At 61.6% G+C, this 17,864-nt stretch carries 15 protein-coding genes; 6 read left to right on the top strand and 9 right to left on the bottom strand.

What is annotated here, in order from left to right:
* Positions 1-96: 96 nt before the first annotated feature.
* From QO033_RS22560 to QO033_RS22520, 9 genes are all read right to left on the bottom strand, one after another.
* Positions 97-573 carry a hypothetical protein gene (locus tag QO033_RS22560; RefSeq protein WP_284483122.1) on the bottom strand — a complete coding sequence of 159 codons (477 nt, stop codon included), beginning with the start codon at positions 571-573 and terminating at the stop codon, positions 97-99.
* A gap of 423 nt (positions 574-996) precedes the next feature.
* On the bottom strand, positions 997-2,337 hold the full coding sequence (locus QO033_RS22555; protein ID WP_121062043.1) for an anti-phage deoxyguanosine triphosphatase: 1,341 nt from the start codon (positions 2,335-2,337) through the stop codon (positions 997-999).
* 24 nt (positions 2,338-2,361) lie between these two features.
* Complete coding sequence (locus QO033_RS22550) at positions 2,362-5,799, bottom strand: ATP-binding protein (protein WP_284483121.1); 3,438 nt, start codon at positions 5,797-5,799, stop codon at positions 2,362-2,364.
* Positions 5,799-7,034 carry a metallophosphoesterase family protein gene (locus QO033_RS22545; protein WP_088624545.1) on the bottom strand — a complete coding sequence of 412 codons (1,236 nt, stop codon included), beginning with the start codon at positions 7,032-7,034 and terminating at the stop codon, positions 5,799-5,801. The genes QO033_RS22550 and QO033_RS22545 overlap by 1 nt, the downstream gene beginning before the upstream one ends.
* A gap of 284 nt (positions 7,035-7,318) precedes the next feature.
* Positions 7,319-7,984 (bottom strand): hypothetical protein, encoded by a 666-nt coding sequence (locus QO033_RS22540; protein ID WP_284483120.1) that lies wholly within the window; start codon positions 7,982-7,984, stop codon positions 7,319-7,321.
* 128 nt (positions 7,985-8,112) lie between these two features.
* Positions 8,113-9,147 carry a nucleotidyl transferase AbiEii/AbiGii toxin family protein gene (locus tag QO033_RS22535; protein ID WP_284483119.1) on the bottom strand — a complete coding sequence of 345 codons (1,035 nt, stop codon included), beginning with the start codon at positions 9,145-9,147 and terminating at the stop codon, positions 8,113-8,115.
* Positions 9,140-9,865 carry a DUF6088 family protein gene (locus QO033_RS22530; protein ID WP_456107300.1) on the bottom strand — a complete coding sequence of 242 codons (726 nt, stop codon included), beginning with the start codon at positions 9,863-9,865 and terminating at the stop codon, positions 9,140-9,142. Before QO033_RS22530 ends, QO033_RS22535 begins: the two co-directional genes overlap by 8 nt.
* A gap of 2 nt (positions 9,866-9,867) precedes the next feature.
* Positions 9,868-10,131, bottom strand: a complete 264-nt coding sequence (locus tag QO033_RS22525) for a pyocin activator PrtN family protein (RefSeq protein ID WP_284483118.1) — start codon at positions 10,129-10,131, stop codon at positions 9,868-9,870.
* 216 nt (positions 10,132-10,347) lie between these two features.
* Complete coding sequence (locus tag QO033_RS22520) at positions 10,348-11,586, bottom strand: hypothetical protein (RefSeq protein ID WP_284483117.1); 1,239 nt, start codon at positions 11,584-11,586, stop codon at positions 10,348-10,350.
* 432 nt (positions 11,587-12,018) lie between these two features.
* Between QO033_RS22520 and QO033_RS22515 the strand changes: the two genes are divergently transcribed.
* The 6 genes from QO033_RS22515 (at position 12,019) to QO033_RS22490 (ending at position 17,666) form a co-directional block, all read left to right on the top strand.
* Positions 12,019-12,981 carry an ArdC family protein gene (locus tag QO033_RS22515; protein WP_284483116.1) on the top strand — a complete coding sequence of 321 codons (963 nt, stop codon included), beginning with the start codon at positions 12,019-12,021 and terminating at the stop codon, positions 12,979-12,981.
* Positions 12,978-13,334: a DUF2958 domain-containing protein gene (locus tag QO033_RS22510; protein WP_284483115.1), complete on the top strand. Its 357-nt coding sequence runs from the start codon at positions 12,978-12,980 to the stop codon at positions 13,332-13,334. The genes QO033_RS22515 and QO033_RS22510 overlap by 4 nt, the downstream gene beginning before the upstream one ends.
* 164 nt (positions 13,335-13,498) lie before the next feature.
* Positions 13,499-15,625 carry a ParB/RepB/Spo0J family partition protein gene (locus QO033_RS22505; RefSeq protein WP_284483114.1) on the top strand — a complete coding sequence of 709 codons (2,127 nt, stop codon included), beginning with the start codon at positions 13,499-13,501 and terminating at the stop codon, positions 15,623-15,625.
* Between the two features lie 97 nt (positions 15,626-15,722).
* Positions 15,723-15,992 carry a hypothetical protein gene (locus tag QO033_RS22500; RefSeq protein ID WP_284483113.1) on the top strand — a complete coding sequence of 90 codons (270 nt, stop codon included), beginning with the start codon at positions 15,723-15,725 and terminating at the stop codon, positions 15,990-15,992.
* Between the two features lie 232 nt (positions 15,993-16,224).
* Positions 16,225-16,548, top strand: coding sequence for a YnfA family protein (locus QO033_RS22495; RefSeq protein ID WP_284483112.1), 324 nt, complete (start codon positions 16,225-16,227; stop codon positions 16,546-16,548).
* A 143-nt stretch (positions 16,549-16,691) separates the two neighbouring features.
* Positions 16,692-17,666: a calcium/sodium antiporter gene (locus QO033_RS22490; RefSeq protein WP_284483111.1), complete on the top strand. Its 975-nt coding sequence runs from the start codon at positions 16,692-16,694 to the stop codon at positions 17,664-17,666.
* Positions 17,667-17,864 lie beyond the last annotated feature (198 nt).

Here is a 17,864-nt window from a genome sequence, read left to right as displayed (position 1 = left end):
CTGACGGCCGTGTGCAACGATACCGGCGCGGCGACGATGATCGCCGCGCAGTGAACGAGCAGCACCAGCTATGAAGAAGCAGGTGGACGCCAGTTCCTACACCATCTCCCGGGACACTACCATTCCGATCGCCTCTGCAAGCAGCACTCGATCATTTATCGGGCTGGTCTGGGCGTGGCTGATGTCTATCTCGACATTAGGGGCCGCCGAGGGGTTTTCTGGCAGCACTATTCGCCAGCCCTCACCTTCCATATAAACGTCGCCGAGCATTGTCTTCAACTCGTATGGATGCCCCCTTACATCTCCCCGAGTAATTGCATTGGGCCCTCCGAATACATGGTCAAAGGCCGCGCCTTCGTAGGAAGTAATGCGTTCCACAAACGCCTTGATTGAGGCGACTTGTGCTTCGGATGGGGTCCACTCTCTATTGGCGCTTCCTGTCAATGCGTTCCAATGAGGAAAGCCCAAACGATTGGCAACAAAGTCGAGTGCCACATGTTGCGGTTGCCCCATCGCTCTGGCGCAACGCTTTGCCAAGAGCTTCAATGTTTTAAGCTTGTCGTTCTCTGTCATGATCCATGTCCAAGCTGGATCCGACTAGGTGCCCGCTGCTAATCAGACCCGCCGATGGCATGAAGTCTGCTGTTCGAAGTCAAGGTCGCTGCAAAGCTTCGCATGGCGGGCACACCGGCCTGCGAGAAAGGCCGAGATCAACATCTGCCATTTTCGAGCGCAGGTCAACACCGATGAATTACAGGCGTGGGAGTCCAACAACTAAGCATCGTTTGCCAGAAAGGGTACCAGTTTGACCGGTTTCACGGCGACGGGTTGAGGCCTGGGAGAGTGGTTCCCGGCGCCTGTCGCGGGAGATACCCAGATGATGTCCCCGCAACTTGTGTAGCTCCCCGCGGGCCTCGCGCTTTTAAGCAGGCCATCGCGCTTGAACTTCGACGCGGCCGCTAGAGCGGTTGAGCATCGCCCTAGGGACAGTGCTCACTAAAGCTTGTCGAACACTGAGCCCATCCTCGGCTCGAACAGCCTTTCATAGGTCTTGAGCAGATAGGTGTCTGTCATACCGGCCACGAAATCGCTGATGTGCCGGAGGTCGCCATCTGCTGCGTCGAATTTCGCTTGCGCATCGCGCGGGAGCAAACGTTCTGGATCTGATTGCATGGCTTCAAAGACCGAGACAACCATGGATTGCCCCTTGAATTCGAGATGTTGCACGCCCGGACTGCGAATAACCACCTGCATTACGAGCTCTTTTAGGGCCTTGAGGAAGCGGGCCTGACCTTCTGGAATCTCGACGCGCCAGCGGAGCAAGGGGTCTTGGAATTCGGGACATTCGATGAAACGGACGGGTGTAATCAGATGATTGACCCACCGGCTGATCCAGCGCTTGCGCGTGTTGCTGTCGCCAAACAGCCCGTCGACCATGGCCTCGTATGGGGCGTTGCTCTCGGTGGGGCCCTTCAGCCGCCTTTCTTCGACAAAGATCTTGCAGGATTCCTCGGGAACGAGGTCGCGGAACTGGCGCTCTGTGACGAGCCGAAGTGCAATGGCATCCTCCAAATCATGGACCCCGTAGGCGATATCGTCCGCGAGATCCATGATGCTGCAATCGAGAGACTTGTGGAGAGTGCGGGCATGCTTGCCTTCGCGCTTTTCGATCAACGTGAAGGCATCCCGATCGGCATTGCCGAGCGGCTCGAGAATCCAGTCGACGACGTCGGTTTCGCTGTCGAGATATCCCTTTGGCGGAGTCGAGGCTTTCAAGTCGATGGTTTGCAGAACCGAAGGGCCCGCCTGCAACCGCGGGCGCAATTCGGGGTTGCGCAACCTTGAGAGTGCAACAGGGTATTTCAAGACGCCAAGCATGGAACGACGTGACAGGTTGGCCCCCGCAGCGGCAGAGAAGTTTTCGAGCCGTGCCAGGAGACGCAGGGTCTGGCCGTTGCCCTCGAACCCTTCCGCATCGCGCATGCAGTAGTTCAGTGCGACTTCACCGCCATGGCCGAATGGTGGGTGGCCCAGGTCGTGGGAGCAGGCGATCGCATGGATTTGGCTGCGGTCCGGGAGACTTGCCGTTGCCGAGTGATCGGGGAAACTGCGCGCGAGCTGGACTGCGAGCCCTCCCGCGATCTGAGCAACTTCCAAGGAATGCGTCAAGCGCGTGCGATAGAAGTCACTGTCGCCGAGATTCAGGATCTGGGTCTTGCCCTGCAATCTTCTGAATGATGCCGAATGGATCACCCGGCCATAGTCGACATCCCCGATATTCCGGGCGTCTTCCTTCTGCGGGTTCCAGGCCTCTCGGCGAGCATTCCAAGTACTCAAATCAACTCTCCTCGGCGCGATGTCTTAAAGTTCATGAATGACCGGAGGCGTTACGCAAACGCTCTTTGCGATCTCGACCACGTGGCGGTGGTGGGTCAGGTAGATCGCTTGGCCGCGCGCGCCGATGGCTTCCATGACGCGGCAGGCGGCGCTGGTGCGCGCCTCGTCGAAGGTTTCGAAGATGTCGTCGCAAAAGAACGGAAGCCTCGTGCCCTGCGCGACAAGTTGTTCGTGGGCCGCTGCCCGCAGAGCTAAGTATAGCTGAAAGCGCGTGCCCTTGGACATTTCGGCCGCACGCTTGCTGACCCCATTGCCATCGACGGCGAGCAAAATCTCGGACTCCTTGTCGATCTGGGTACTCAGCGTCGGATAGGCGCCTTGCGTGAGACTGGCGAAGCAGTCTTCCGTGGCCGTCAACATGCCGCTGCGATGGCTGTCGCGATAGCGCCGGATGGCGTCGGAGGCGAGGTGATGGCCCAGGGAAAGTTCGAGATGCTCCAAGGCAGCCTCTTCGAGCTGCAGTTCCAGCGTCGCTTTCTGCTCGACCAATTCCGCAACCGTGTCGTCTCCCTTCACCTCGGCTAGGGCATATTCGGCGGCTGTGCGGTTTTGAATGGCGAGGGTCAGCTCTTCCTCGGCATGGGCAAGATCGGATCGGTTGCTGTCGAGTTCGCCCTCCAATGCGGCAACTGAGGTCTCTGCAAGCTGGGCGCGGGCTGTCTCGATGTCGGTCGTGCCCAGTTCGGCCAGGACCTGGCGGGTGATTTTCGCCAGCGCGGCGCGGTTGTCGATTGCTTTCTGCGTGCGAATTGCGGCCTCGCGCAGGGCGCCGATATCGCCCGGGGTGGTCGTATCGGGGAAAAGCATGGCGATGGTCGCGACCTCTTGGTCGATGGCGTTTTGTCGATCCTTGTGTTCGACGAGATCGGCCTCGGCCGTCTCGATCGCGGTGTCGAGTTTTCGGCCCGTCTCAGTGGCCGAGCGCGCTTTTTCCGCCAGGGTTTTGAGGGCGGCGAATGTCTTTGCCGCCGTTGCGTGAGGCTCCTGCCCATGGGCGCGTGCCAGGCTGTCGATCTCCTGGGTGAACTGCTTTTGGTCCGCCTGCATGGTTGTGATCCGGCGCCCGGCCGCGGCCCGTGTGTTTTCGTGTTCGCGCAAAGCGCGCAGGGGCTCCAGCGATGCCTCCAGCCGTTCGGGGGGCAATGCCACTCCGAGGAGGTCGTGGACCAGTGCGCGCCAGGTCTTCTTCGTATCCTCCCTTGCCTTAAACGCTTTTGCGTAACGCTCTTCGCGCCGGGCAAGATCCCGCTGCGCCTGTCGCAGGGTTGCCTCGGCCGTTGTATGGGCGTCGGTTTGCTTGCGGTCGTCCTCGGCCTGACGCCGGGCCGCCGCCAGGGCGCCGGTCAGATCTGTCGGGGGAAAGGGCAGGGTCCGGGCCAGCTCGGCCAGTAGGGCGTCGGCGCGTTGGAGGGTGGATTGATTGGTCTCTTCGGTATCGCGCAGGGCCTGGGCATCTTCGCTGGCCGCCTCGTGACTTCGCCGCCAGTCCAACCATTCCGCAGCCGTGATGCTGTCTGGAAGGCCAACCTGAGCCGCCGCCGCGCTGACCGAGGCCTCGATATTGGTGCGTTCTTCACGAAGGGTTTCCAGGCGTTTGTCGGTCTGAGCCGCACGGGCGCGGGCCTGGGCTTCGGCCTGGCCGATTTCGCGGAGCTGTGCCAGTTCGCGGGACTGCGCCAATCGCGCTTCGGCAGCGATATCATGCCCTTGCATTGCCTCGTGGAAGTCGGCGGCGGTCTGTCTGTCCAAGGCGGCAAGATGCTCCGCCCAGCGTGCATCGCGCCGCGCGCGCAGATCCTCGGCATCGGCATCCGAGATGAGCTTCGCGTCCCGGGCCAGTGATTTGGCCTGAGCCCCGCGGGCCTCCGCATCCTCCAGATGCTCGTCGCGCTTTGCCGTTGTCGTGCGCAGGTCGTGAAGCAAGTCCTGATGGCGCTCGGCCCAGTTGGTTGCCTGGTGACGGGAGGTCGGGCAGGCGGGTAGGTGATCGAAAGTGACGCCTGCGAATGAGAGCGCAGCCAGGGAGCGCCGCGCCTTGATCTTCATATCCGCGATCGCCTGTTGCGCTGCGGCGTAGGCAGGGGCGAGGGTCTCCGCATCGAAGCGCAGCAGAATATCTGCTACCTGTGGGCGTTCCTCATCCGCGGGCGCGCCATCCTGCATGGCTTCGGTCGCGGCGATCACCCGCTCTTTCAATTCGGCGGTTTCGCGCGCCTCGATCTTTTCTTGGGAAATCGCCTCGCGCAAAGCTTCCCTGGCGCTCTCCAGAGACGCAATATCGGCGCCCGACAGGACCAGCCCTTGCAGATCGACGTCTGGCGAGGTGACCCCAAGATCCCATGCAGCCTGCTTCATCGATGCCTCCGCGGCCCGCCGTTCGTCCTCGCGCCTGTCAAGGTCGAGCTGTGCGGTTCGATCCCGCGCGGCGAGATCCTCCAGCGCTGCCAGCGCGGTCGAAAGCTCAAGACGCTTCGGATCCAAGGCGACGGCGTCGCGATTTTCCCTGAGGTTCGCGATCTCCTCGGTCAGGCGTGCGATATTCTGTGTGGCCAGCCCACGGTCTCTGTTTAGCTCGATCAGCCGTTCCGGATCGAAATCCAGATGATCGGGATAACTCGCGAAAGAGGCAATCGCCTGTTCCAGGTCCCGGATCTCGCCCATCAGGGGCAGGGCACGCCGCTGCGCCTCCATGCGCGCCTTCGTCAGATTCAGCGCATCCCGCGTCTTGCGCGCCTCCCGCTCGGCCTCTTGTGCCTTGCGCAAATCTTTCTTGAGGGCCTTCCAGGCGCTGGCGGTCACGTCGCGGTCTTTGATCTCTTTTTCAACGTCGGCCAAGGCGCGTTTCAATTCGGCCATGTGGGTGGTGCGTCCGCGTTTCTTCCATAGCGCGTCGGCCCGCTCGCGGACTTGATCCAGAACGGTGCTCAGGTCGGCCACGCCCGCTGCAGCGGAAAAGAGCAGGCGCCCGATATCCCCTTCGGCATTTGCGATCTCTTCGCCGCCGCGTTCGATTGTCTCGTCGTCAAGGCAGAGCAGGCGGCGGTAATCCTCTTCGGACAATCCCGCGAGATGGGCGGAGAGGGCAGCCTCGGGCAGCGGGGTGCCGGTCGCGTCGACCAGCGATCCGCTGCGCGTCGGTAGTCGCGTGAAATCACGCAAGACACCGTCGATGTCCAGCCTGGCCGAGACTTGGAGGTTATTGCGCGGATGCTTGAACGCATAGCCCTCGCGCAGCGGGAAGCCGTAGAATAACCGTAGGACGGCTTCCATCGTGGTGGTTTTTCCGGCTTCGTTCGGGCCATAGATGATGTGGAAATCATGGCCATCGGAGGCCGAGCCAAAGTCGAAGTGCCGGTCGGTGAAATGGCCGAAACGATCAAGGGAGAGGCGCTGGAGCCGCATCAGTGTCCGGCCCCCTTCATCTGGGCCAGGACGACGTCGGCGCCGGCCTTGGTCAATTTATCCACCATCGCATCGCGCGCGGCCTCATCCGGCAGCAAGCGGTCGCGCAGGGTAACGGGCAGTTCCTGCAGGACGGTCTCGACCTCGTCGCGGGCGAGGGCGGCAAAGCCGGGCTCGCCGCGGATCGTTGCCATGATCGTCGCCAGTTCGTCGGCGGCGCCGCTTGCGCCTTCGGTTGCGTCCGGCGGCGGCAGGTCGAACAGGAGTTTGTCGATCCAGAGATCCCCGGTGGCCTGGGCAAGCTCGTTCACCTGTTCGATCCAGACATCGCGATCCCGTAGGATTTGCCAATGGCGCTTCGGCGTTCCGGTCAAGATCAGTCGGATAACGCCGATCGGCGCCGCGATCTGGTTGCGCATCGCACTCAGGTGGGACTTCAGCAGCCCGCGCAGAGCCTCGTCGCTTTCCGTCTCTGTCACATCCAGTTCGCTTTGGGCGAATTCCACGACCGAACTGGGTACTTCGCTAATATCGATCTGGCCCTGATCGATGGTCAGCAGCGTCGCGGATTTTGGGCCGGACTCGCCTATATCTCGCCCCTGCGGGGTGCCGGGCATGACAATCCAGGGTGCGGCCGAATGGACCTGCCGTTTGTGGATATGGCCGAGCGCCCAATAATCGAACCCCATGCCGGCCAGATCGGCGAGGCTGCAGGGGGCATAGATATCATGACCCGCCGCACCGCCAAGCGAGCTGTGCAGCATGGCAATATTCACCACGCCCGGAACCGGCGGTTTGAACCGCGGCAGAAGGCTGTCGGGCGCGTGACGGTCCGCGAAGCTGACACCGTGGATCACGATGTCGTCTGTCAGCGGCACCATGCCGCCGCGTGCATCGAAAGCGTGAACTTGGGCAGGCAGATCAAGCGCTCCGGTGATCGGGTTCTCGGCATCATGATTGCCTTTGATGTAGAAAACTTTGATCCCCGCATCGCCAAGGCGATCAAGCTCGGCCATCAGGAAGGCGCCCGTTCTTGCGCTGCGCTCTTTTCCATCGAACAGATCGCCGGAAATCAGGACTGCGGAGAGCTGTTCGGATATGGCGAAATCGACCAGTCCGCGGAAAGCGGACCGGGAGGCTGCTGCAACCGCGTCGCGAAGGTCCGAGTTGCGCAAGGCCAGTGACCTGAGGGGAGAGTCCAAATGGACGTCAGCAGTGTGAAGAATTTTAATCAAGATCGAACCCCTGACATAGATCACGTGAGCCTGGCGCTTGCGTATTGAACAGTAAGGGAAATTTCATTGGACTCTGGGCGCGAGAGGTTGCTCGATAGTGAAGTTTCTGTGGCACGTTTCTTCCTGCGGGCCACCATGCCATCCTCCATCGAAATTATGCGATAGTGGCCTGTTGCTTCATGAAGTGACTGGGGTGCGTCAACAACTTTTCAGCTAAAGTTCTGAGGCGGCGGGTCATGCGGTGGGGGATCGCAAGTGCGGCAGACACGATCGTCGCCCATGCACTATCCTCCGAATAAATCTCCTGTTTTGGATCGTTCGTCGAGGAGATCATAGAAGGTTTCCATGTGTTTTATGAAGCCCTCTTCAGTAACTCTGTAACGAAAATCAAAGGTTTCTGCTCTGAATTTTCGTATCCCGGACAGTTCTGGGTACTCTGCCAAAATTAAGAAATGCGGGACTTTCCTCTCGGTCGCGGCAATGGCGTTAACGATCGCATGCCTCTGTTGCTGCTTGAGTGGAGGTGACTTATAGGGATAAATGAAGACTTCGAAAATTTCCTGATTTGCCTTGAAGCTAAAGTCAGGTGAAATGTCGACTTCATGTTTGCCGAAGGCGATGGTCCGTCGCTCACGTTCGATGAAATTTGCCTTACCAATTGGAATATATCCGCAGATTCCGTCAAATATTCCTAGTTTTGCAGCGGCTTCCCCAGGCCCATCCAAGGCCGCAATCGTGTCGCGCGCCTTATCTACGGGGTATCCTTTCAGGATCATAGTCAGGATATGATAGAGATCTTCGTAGTTCCAAACGCCGCCGCGTTGAGCATCATATGCGGCGATTTTTTCTTTTAGTCTTTGCCGCTCTGAGGATGTTCCCGAAGGCCCATGTGCGCCGGGATTATATTCGCCTAACCCTCTGAGAAATTCGGTCTTTGACGTTCGTCGCACGCGCGCCTCGGATGCAGGATGAAATACAGATTTGAAGTCAAAACGACCCTTGGCATTGCGTCAAGACGTGACATTGCCAAGATCATCGGATCTCTGCTATCTGGCGTGAAGTCTGTATGCCCACCTGTTCAGTTGCGGATGTGCTGATTGTTTGCTGCGAGCTTTGCGCGCTCGGCAATGGATGCACAACGTTCGATGAGGTCGTCGAAATGCTCGGCGTCTTCAAGCAGGAGACCGTCGTCGACCATATGCGCGTAATCGGCCGCGAGCGCGGTACGAGCCTCTCCGTTTGGGACCAGTTGCAGACGGCCGTGAACCGCGGCTTCATAGTCCACGGGTATTCCGTCTGCAGTCTTCTCCGGAAAGAACATACGCTTGTGCCGCGCCACTGCAGAGGCGAGGTCACGGTCGGAAATGGCCACATCCGCGATGCCTGCATCGTCGAGGCGGACCAGGTCATGCCAGTGGCGCGCGAAGCGCTCCCCGCGGAGCCGTCCCTGTACGCAGAAGACATGGATCGCCGTGGCCTTCTCCCAAAAGGTTCGTTCGGCATGCATCACGCGCGGGGTCGCGGTCGGAAAAGTCACGCCATCGATCAGCCCGTTCGCGTCCCAGGCGACGTCACGCAGGCTCGCCGGTTCGCCCGTCGACCTCGCGCCGAATTCCAGCATGACGCTGGGGGCGACGTAACCGGAGCCAGAAGAGCCGGCCTCGTAATCGATGAAAAGCTTGTCGCCATCTGCCCGTGTCGAGGCCGATAGCCCTTGCGCTGCAATGGCGTCCTGGATCAAGGGCTGCGTCGTTTCGACGACCCATTTCGGCAATCGATCCCGGACAGCTTTCGACCAGCGCTTTTCCTCGCTGCGCGTGGTTGGCAGGGCTTCGGCGCGTTCTCCCACCAGATCAGGTGCGATTGCCCGTATGTCATATGTCAGATCAACATCTTCAGAGAAGCGCTGGATCACCCCATAGGCTTTGGAAAGGGAGGTTCCGCCCTTGAAAACGAGGTGCTCACTAAGCTCGGAACCGAAGAGGGTTTGAAGGGCCCAGACAACCCAGACGTCCTTTTCGAGCAGGTGCGCGGGCCGCCCGGAGCGATCTGCCGCTACGGCCAGGGCCTCCTTGCGGTCTGCAGACGGTAAAGACAGGAAGGGCTCAGGCATGCGCCGCCCTTCCGACACTGCGTGCAAGCCAGGTCGGGAACTGCGGCGCGGCGGTTACCAATTCGTCAAACGCCGCTGCGGGCAGTTTCTGCTTCAGCAATCTAAGAGCTGTCTCTGCCTGTTCCGGCCCAAGCCAGGCCAGAGCGCGAACAGCACTGCCAGCCGGCCTCTTCCCGAGGGCGAGTTGCCATCGGGGGGCGTGGCGCAGTTCCACGAGTTGTTTGCCCAATGAGAGCGTGCGGCTGCGACCCGAGGTCAGGTACACGGAGCGAACAGGCACTTGCGTGGTCAGGCCGAGTGCATTCGCTTCGGCGGCGCCAGTTGGAACGATGACTTCGCCACGTTGCGCCGCGAGGGCCTCCACCGTCTGTTCCACGGACGGAGCGCGCGTGCCAAACCGGCTTTTGATCGGTCGCAGGTAAACCCCGCGCCCGGCACGGATCAACTGGCCGCGCTCGGCAAGGCGCGACAAGGCCTGATCCACACCGGCACGGCTGCCGAGGTGCAGCAGGCCCTTTGCGGCAAGTGGCGCCCCTTCCGGAAGTCCCTCTGCATGGGTCAATATCTGTTCTGCAAGGTGCTGCATGATCTTTCTCCTGTCAGAAATATACGCAGTTTTCTGACAGAATTCAATCCGTGCTGTTGAGCGAGATGAAGAAGGGGGTGGCTTCGTGCCGTGCGTAGCAGGCTGGCCTTCGGCGATTTTCAGATGGAACACGCTTACCGAAGCCCCTGCAGTTGCAGGCATTCCTTGACCGCTGCAGCCCGCCTCTTGTCGAGGTACTCGGCCAGATCGTCGATATGGACGCCTTTGGCGCATTTCTGCGACGCTTCCATGCGGACGAGGGGCAGGGAAATGGAACCCGCCGAGACTTTGCGGATGAACTTGTCGGTACTCAGACCAAAAAAATCCCTGGCGACATCCTCCGCAGGAATGATCGGTCGCCCGGAATACATCGCTATCAAGAGAAACGCCGTGTTCATGATCCCGGAGTGAAACACGATCGCAGAGATGGGAGAAGGGCGCGCAGCCGGTTGTCGGGGAGACGGATAGCATAGAGCGCAAATCGGATGGGCACGCTGGGTCGGGGGATCATCTGAAGCGCGTGAAGGGACAGGAGCCCATGCCCAGGTGGTCGTGCGCAAACATCCTCGGGTTATCGAATGCGAGCATCTTCGGTGCATTCGGCATGATGCCTTTCACGCCTTTGGACCCTTCGACATCAGTTGCTCCAGAGTTGGCGGTGGGTCCGTGTCGTTCTGGATCAGTGTCTGGGACCAAAGGATCGAGGTTTCGTAAAAACTTCGACACACCGTCTCACCGTCCTGGTCGAACCAGTGTGTTGCCTCCGGCAGAAGCTCAAATGGCAAGGGGTGGTGCGCGAACGGATTGTGAAAGACCTCGATTTCAGCCGACCACGGTTCACTCCCTGTCGCCCAAAGGTTGCGATATTCATCGCTGGTCACATCCAGGCAGAAAGGGATGCCCCTGAGAGCGCCCGGCGTCCTGTCATAGAAGTTGCCAATCCGCATGTATCGCAGTCCACGCGGCGCGCCCTGACCCGATACCGCAACGCGGTTGAGCTTGGCCATCGAACACGCGTTCGAAAAGATAACTGCAGAGAGTTCGGCATGGCCCGCATAGGCAAACAGGCCGGCGGGAAATCTGGCCTTGCCCTTGAGGTGGGATGCCTTCGTCGGACGCGCATGCATGCGCCCGTCGATTTCAACCTCTTCTGCGCCCTCGCCATAGAGATATCCAATCAGTCCTTCCCGGCTCCAGATCATCGATGCCGGTGCCTGAAAGTCCGCAATCGCCAGGGCGAAGGGCTGACCCTTTACATGCGGCAACTGATCGTAGTTGCGAGCAAGCTTGTTGCCGATTGTTTTGGCAAAGCGCAAAGCTCCGGCGCCGAAAAACGCCTCCTCCCGGTCGGCCGGCAAGGCGCTCGGCGGCGCGTTCACATGGTTGTAAGGATCTGCCGGATTGGCCGTCACGGCTTCCACCCATGCCGAACCGCCAAGCCTGTTCTCGATGCGGAAATCCGGGGACTCATATGGTTGGGTCACGAGCAATCCCTGCTCACGAAACGTGGCCAGCAGCTGCGCTTCCCACAACCGCGTGTGAAAGTTGTTCGTCTGGCAATCTCCTGCCCAGTTTCGATCTGGCTTTGGAAGCGCGAGATAGAGCTGGTTGAGCGTCCATGCCGCGGGGCGATGGGACGGCAGCGTCAACGTCGCGAACACGTCGCTCGCCGTCCTTCCTTCCAGATCATAGAGCGCGGGCCGCTGCATGACGCCCGAGGGAACAGGTTCCGGAGGCTCTCCGTCTTTCAGGAGAGGCGGCAACTGGGCGAGGGCTTCCTTTTCAGCGGCATAGCCTTCACGCTCGGCCGTCACAGTCCAGACTTGGTCGGTTCGCCGACGCATGACCAGCATCCCATAGGAGCGATCATTCAGATCACGCCTGAGAATGCCACATGAGAGACCGTCTTCGCTGAGCCATGCGCCGACAGGGGGCCGTATTCCGAACCCATGCCCCTTGGGGAGGGACAGCGCATAGATGCTGAATTCCCATTGCGGTAGCGCTCTCAAAACTTCGTTCCGTCAATTCAATTGGGGGGGCGCCGATCGAGCGTTTCAAGCCTGCTCCCACGACGTCCAGAGATATCCAGTTCTAGTCTTTAAACCCCCTGGTGAATAGCCGGGAGGGGAAAGCCTTCCCCCTGGTCGGCACTGGCGTTGCCGACGCACCCCCATCAGCGGGGAGACCCCGCAACGCCCCCTGAGAGTGAAAGTGCGGGCGGGTTTTCCGTGACGGGTTGAGGGCTGGAGGAGAGGCCTCCGGCGCCCGTCGCGGAGATCATTCCGATGGCCAGAGAGCATCGCGCGGCCCGCAAGAGCGGCCCGCGCACCAACCTTTATGACGACATCACCGACAAGATCATCGCAGAGCTAGAGGAGGGCCGACTGCCCTGGGTTCAGCCCTGGGGGACGGCGGCGGTGCAGGCGCCGCTCGCCATGCCGCGCAACGCCAGCACGGGTCGGCAATATTCCGGGATCAATGTCCTGATCCTCTGGGGCGCCGTGATCCAGCATGGCTATCCAACCCAGCACTGGCTGACCTTCCGCCAGGCGCTGTCGCTCGGCGGCAACGTCCGCAAGGGCGAGCGCGGCACAACCGTCGTCTATGCCGACCGGTTCACGCCTGAAGACGAGAAGCGCCGCGCCCGGGAGACCGGGGAAGACGCAAACAGCATCCCGTTTCTGAAGCGCTTTACCGTGTTCAACGCGGCGCAATGCGAGGGTCTGCCCGACGACATCGCCGTCGAGGCACCACCACCGCCGCCCGGGCTGATCGAGCCGCAGGTCGAGGCACTGATCGCCGCGACTGGTATCGACTTCCGGATCGGTGGTAATCGCGCCTTCTATGTCCCCGCGCTCGATTATGTGCAGGTGCCACCTCCGCATGCCTATTTCGAGCCGATCAACTGGCACAGGACCGCCCTGCACGAGATGGGGCACGCGACAGGACATGCCTCACGGTTGGGGCGGGACTTCTCGGGTAGTTTCGGCACGAAGACATACGCTTTCGAGGAACTGATCGCCGAGATTTCGAGCGCGTTCTGTTGCGCCTCGCTCGGGATCGTCCCGACCGTGCGCCACGCAGATTACGTGGGCTCATGGCTGGAGGTGATGCGCGAGGATTCCCGCGCGATCGTCCGCGCCGCCTCGCAGGCCAGCAAGGCGGCCGACTGGCTGCTGGCCCATCTGCCCGACGACAGCACCGATGTTGAGCGGCAGACCCCGACGGAAGAGAGGGCCGCAGCATGATCCTTCTGACGGCGTCACAACGCGCGCAGCTTTTGGCCAATGGTCGCCAGGCTGACACCGACCACATTCCGGTCGTGAAGTTCTTCAATCCCTTCGGCGCCGGTGTCTGGCTTGCGACCGAGCTCGACGAGGACGGCGACATCATGTTTGGCCTGGCCGACATTGGCTACCCCGAGCTTGGCTTCTGGAGCCTCAACGAACTGCGCTCGATCCGGCTGCCCTTCGGCATGGGTATCGAGCGGGATCTGCTGTTCAGGGGGGGCTTCCCGATCTCGGTCTGGGCCGAGGCCGCCCGCGAAACCGGCAGCATTCGCGATGCCGAGCGTGTGCTTTATTGCTCTGGCTTCGGTTGACCGGGATCCTCTCCGATACGCAGATCCGGCATTCCTGATTATCGGGTTTGTGGTTCTGCGGGTTCGGCGTCGCTCTCTTCAGAGGAAGAGGGCGGCGCTTCGCTTCGTGACGGGCTTGTAGCCGGAGAGAGAGGCTCCCCGGCGTCCGTCATGGAGACACTGACATGGCCACTGTCACGCAGAAAATCACCCTGTCGTCCTCGCGCGACATCCCCTTCAACAAGCTGGTGCTCAGCCAGTCCAACGTTCGGCGCGTGCAGGCCGGCATCTCGGTCGAGGAACTGGCCGAGTCCATCGCCCGTCGCGGGCTGATCCAATCGCTGCATGTCCGGCCCGAGCTCGACGCCGAGGGGCAGGAAACCGGCCTCTTCGAGGTGCCGGCTGGCGGCCGCCGCTATCGTGCGCTGGAATTTCTGGTCAAGCAGAAGCGCCTCAACAAGACCACGCCGGTGCCCTGTATCGTCTCGGAGGCCGGAGACGACATCCTGATCGACGAGGTGTCGCTGGCCGAGAACATCGAGCGCGCGCCGCTGCATCCGCTCGACCAGTTCCGCGCATTCCAGGTCCTTCGTGAGAAGGGCATGAGCGAGGAGGAAATCGCCGCCGCCTTTTTCGTCGACGCCAAGGTGGTGAAGCAGCGTCTGCGCCTGGTCTCGGTCTCGCCGGCGCTGCTCGAGACCTATGCCGGGGATGGCATGACGCTGGAACAGCTTATGGCCTTCACAATCTCCGACGACCATGCTCGGCAGGAACAGGTCTGGGAGGCGATCAAGGATAGCTGGCAGAAGGAGCCCCATACCATCCGTCGCATGCTGACCGAGACCACGGTGCGCGCCTCCGACAAGCGGGCGCTCTTCGTCGGCATCGAGGCCTATGAGGCGGCGGGCGGCTATGTGCTGCGCGATCTCTTCCAGCAGGACGATGGTGGTTGGCTCCAGGACCCGGTGCTGCTCGACCGGCTGGTCGGGGAGAAGCTGAAGGCCGAGGCGGAAACCATCGCCGCCGAAGGCTGGAAGTGGATCGAGGTCGCCGTCGATTTCCCTTATGGCCACACCAGCGGGATGCGTCGCCTGACCGGCACCACCATCGACCTGACCGACGACGAACGTGCCGAGCGTGAGAAGCTGCGGGACGAGTTCGACGCGCTGGAGGCGCAATATACCCAGGCCGACGAGTTTCCCGACGAGGTGGATGTCCGTCTCGGCGAGATCGAGGAGGCACTGGAGGCCTTCGAGGCTCGGCCGATGCGCTATGACGCCGACCAGATGGCTCGCGCCGGCGTCTTTGTCAGCATCCGCCATGACGGCCAGCTCTCCGTCGAGCGCGGCTATGTCCGTGCCGACGACGAGGCGATGGAAGGTCAGGAAGGGCAGGGGGCCAATGGGTGTTCTCCCGAGGGCGGCGAGTCCGGTGGTATGCAGCGCGCTGTCATCACCTTGGGCGGTACGGCGACCGAACCCGAGGAGGACGATGAGCTTGAGACCATCCGGCCGCTGCCCGATCGCCTCGTCAGCGAGCTGACCGCGCATCGCACGCTGGCGCTCCGCGATGCCGTGGCGATGAACCCGCATGTGGCGATGACGGCGCTGCTGGATCGGCTGGTCACCGATTGCTTCCTGCCGCACTCCACCAGGGGGTGCCTCGAAGCCCATGTCCGGGAAGTTCATTTCCCGGCGCAGGCCGATGACCTGGGGGAGAGCGTCTCGGCGCGCGCCATCGCCGAGCGGCACGAACGCTGGGGCGATCACATCCCGGCCGACGATGCGGCGCTCTGGGACTGGCTGGCCGATCAGGACGACGACACCCGGATGGAGTTGCTCGCCCATTGCGTCAGCTTCGGCGTCAACGCCTTGCACGAGAAGCCCAACCCCTATGGCGGCATGGGCGTCAGCCAGCACGGGCTCGACGTGCGCCTGTCCCAAGCCGACCGGCTGGCGCGGGCGACGGGCCTCGACATGGTGGCGGTGGGCTGGCGCCCGACCGTCGGCAACTATCTCGGCCGCGTGACCAAGCCGCGGATCATCGAGGCGGTGCGCGAGGGCGCTGGCGAGCGGGCGGCGCAACTCATCGACCATCTGAAGAAAGGCGATATGGCCACGGAGGCCGAGCGCCTGCTGGCCGAAACCGGCTGGCTGCCGGAGCCGCTGCGAATGGTCGATCCCGATGCCGATATCGCGTTGGATGCCGGGGTCAACACGGAGGCGGATGATCTGCCTGAATTTCTTGCCGGCGATGGCGAGGATGAAGACGCCACGGAGGACGAGGAGCAGCCAACGGTCGCTGCAGAATGATCCTCAGGTGGGGCGACATTCGCTGGCCCGCCTCATCCCTTCCGTTTCCGCAACGCGCCCGGTCCTCGTGACCGGGCTTTTTCCTTGGAGAACCCTGATGCCTGCAACGATCGATATCGACCGAATATTCCGCGAGGACAGCGCCAACCCGCCTTCGGAGCGCACGCTGCCTTGGGAGGAAACCCGCGACGGCATCACCGTGGTGGTGGAGCCGAAACCACATTGGGCCGAAGACATGCGTGTCTTTCACCTCGAAAAGCGAGAATACTGCCGCTACACCGATTGGGCCGCGAATGGCGGTCATGCCCGGTTCTACGGTCATATCGACACCAGCGGTGACGACGTGATGATGAGAGCGCGGCCATGATTGCGCGCGAGATCGCTGATGGTCTTTGGGATTGAGCCTTGCGTCGCGTTGAAAACATGCAAGGAGTTTCCCGGGGCTTATCGGCGCGGTGGGTTTGGCAATCTCGGCCCGATCGTCGGCATTTCTTTCCAGAGCTGCGAACGATCCGCGCTTAAGGGCAACTTGGACTGTTGTGCAGGCAGGGCCTTCATCCGCCCTCAACGAGACGTGCTTTCCATAGGAGACATGACGCATGACGACCTTTCTTATCTACCCGCTGGCCGCCCTGGCCGAGATCGCAGGCTGTTTCGCGCTCTGGTCGTGGTGGCGCGGCGCCTCTATCTGGTGGCTCGTGCCGGGCGTGACGAGCTTGGTCCTCTTCGGCGGGCTGCTCGCTTTGATCGATACCGAGGCCGCCGGTCGCTCCTTTGCTGCTTATGGTGGGGTTTACATCATCGCGTCGCTGTTCTGGATGTTGAGCACGGAGGGGCAGCGACCGACCCTGTGGGACCTGACCGGGGGCAGTCTGTGCCTCCTTGGCGCCTTCGTCATCCTGCTTGGTCCCCGCGCAGTCTGATGCCCTGAGCCTGTCCTGCCCTGCTGCGCCACACCGAGGTCGGCGGTCGGGAAAAATATATGTTGCGCAGCACCTTGCGGCGATGGGGGCGACCTTCCAGATAATCGGGATCGTGTCGACGTCAGCCCCGCGGAGTGGCAATCATGATTGAAACCTGGGTGCCGCTGCTGGGCGGTCTGATTTTGCTGGTTGCCGGGGGAGAGCTTCTGGTGCGCGGGGCCGTGCAGGCGGCCGAGCGCATCGGGATCTCGCCACTGGTGATCGGCCTGACGCTCGTGGGTTTTGGAACCTCAATGCCAGAGCTGGTGACATCGGTGCAGGCGGGGTTGAACGGATCGCCGGGCATTGCTTACGGCAATATTGTGGGCTCCAACATCGCGAACATCCTTCTGATCGCAGGCGTGTCTGCCCTCATCTGTCCGATCGTTGTTGCGCGGTCCGCGCTTCGCAGGGATGCCATCGTGATGCTGGCGGTCGCAGCAGGCTTTGCGGTGCTCGCCTGGGCCGTGCCCATGGGGCGGATGGCGGGCGCAGGGCTCGTGGTCATGCTGATCGGTTACATCTGGTTCGTGATCCATCAGGAAAGGGGCGCGGCTGATGGAGGAGCCCTGCACGACAAGAGCCTGGCGCTGGCAGAGGTCGACCCGGGACTCGCCCCGCCTCATGCGGTGAAGCGTCTGGCCGTCCCCATTCTTGTTGCCCTTGCCGGCTTGATACTTGTGGTCGCTGGCGGATCGTTCCTTGTGAGCGGAGCTGTGGAGCTGGCGCGCGGGTTCGGGGTCTCCGAGACGGTGATTGGATTGACCATCGTGGCGGTCGGTACCTCCATGCCGGAGCTGGTCACGTCGGTCATCGCCGCCTTGAAACGCCATGGAGATGTGGCGTTCGGCAACGTGGTCGGGTCGAACATTTACAACATTCTCGGGATCGGGGGAACGACGGCCCTTATCGCCCCGTCACAGGTCCCATCCGAAATCGCAGGGTTCGACGCGCCCGTGATGGTGTCGGTGTCACTGCTCTTGGTGCTGTTTGCAGCTACCGGCCTGAGGATCGGTCGGCGTGAGGGTGCGATTCTTGTAACCGGATATGTCGCCTACCTCTGGATGCTCTGGCCGTGACGCAGGTACCGCCCCGCCGTCAGATTTCGGCTGAGTTTCAGCAATGGCATGGCAGTTCCGTCAGCTCAAGCAGGGGGCTGCCTTAGAGCAAACCTGAAGCTCCAAAGAGGGGTCGGAGCCCTCATGCGCGTCTTCAAGCAGGAAGGGTGGCATCCCCTTATCGCACGCGGTCAGACGCCGGAAACGGAGACAAAATTT

Origin of the sequence: Pseudodonghicola flavimaris, assembly GCF_030164425.1 — a bacterium.
Classification (GTDB): domain Bacteria; phylum Pseudomonadota; class Alphaproteobacteria; order Rhodobacterales; family Rhodobacteraceae; genus Pseudodonghicola; species Pseudodonghicola flavimaris.
Note: the sequence above shows the minus strand (reverse complement) of the source record. Positions and strands in the feature narration are given on the sequence as shown.

What these genes read in the sequence shown, in the direction of transcription:
- QO033_RS22560 (WP_284483122.1), bottom strand. Translation starts at nt 573, where the DNA reads ATGACAGAGAACGACAAGCTTAAAACATTGAAGCTCTTGGCAAAGCGT.
- QO033_RS22550 (WP_284483121.1), bottom strand. Translation starts at nt 5,799, where the DNA reads ATGCGGCTCCAGCGCCTCTCCCTTGATCGTTTCGGCCATTTCACCGAC.
- QO033_RS22535 (WP_284483119.1), bottom strand. Translation starts at nt 9,147, where the DNA reads ATGCCTGAGCCCTTCCTGTCTTTACCGTCTGCAGACCGCAAGGAGGCC.
- QO033_RS22525 (WP_284483118.1), bottom strand. Translation starts at nt 10,131, where the DNA reads ATGAACACGGCGTTTCTCTTGATAGCGATGTATTCCGGGCGACCGATC.
- QO033_RS22520 (WP_284483117.1), bottom strand. Translation starts at nt 11,586, where the DNA reads ATGCTGGTCATGCGTCGGCGAACCGACCAAGTCTGGACTGTGACGGCC.
- QO033_RS22515 (WP_284483116.1), top strand. Translation starts at nt 12,019, where the DNA reads ATGGCCAGAGAGCATCGCGCGGCCCGCAAGAGCGGCCCGCGCACCAAC.
- QO033_RS22510 (WP_284483115.1), top strand. Translation starts at nt 12,978, where the DNA reads ATGATCCTTCTGACGGCGTCACAACGCGCGCAGCTTTTGGCCAATGGT.
- QO033_RS22505 (WP_284483114.1), top strand. Translation starts at nt 13,499, where the DNA reads ATGGCCACTGTCACGCAGAAAATCACCCTGTCGTCCTCGCGCGACATC.
- QO033_RS22500 (WP_284483113.1), top strand. Translation starts at nt 15,723, where the DNA reads ATGCCTGCAACGATCGATATCGACCGAATATTCCGCGAGGACAGCGCC.
- QO033_RS22495 (WP_284483112.1), top strand. Translation starts at nt 16,225, where the DNA reads ATGACGACCTTTCTTATCTACCCGCTGGCCGCCCTGGCCGAGATCGCA.
- QO033_RS22490 (WP_284483111.1), top strand. Translation starts at nt 16,692, where the DNA reads ATGATTGAAACCTGGGTGCCGCTGCTGGGCGGTCTGATTTTGCTGGTT.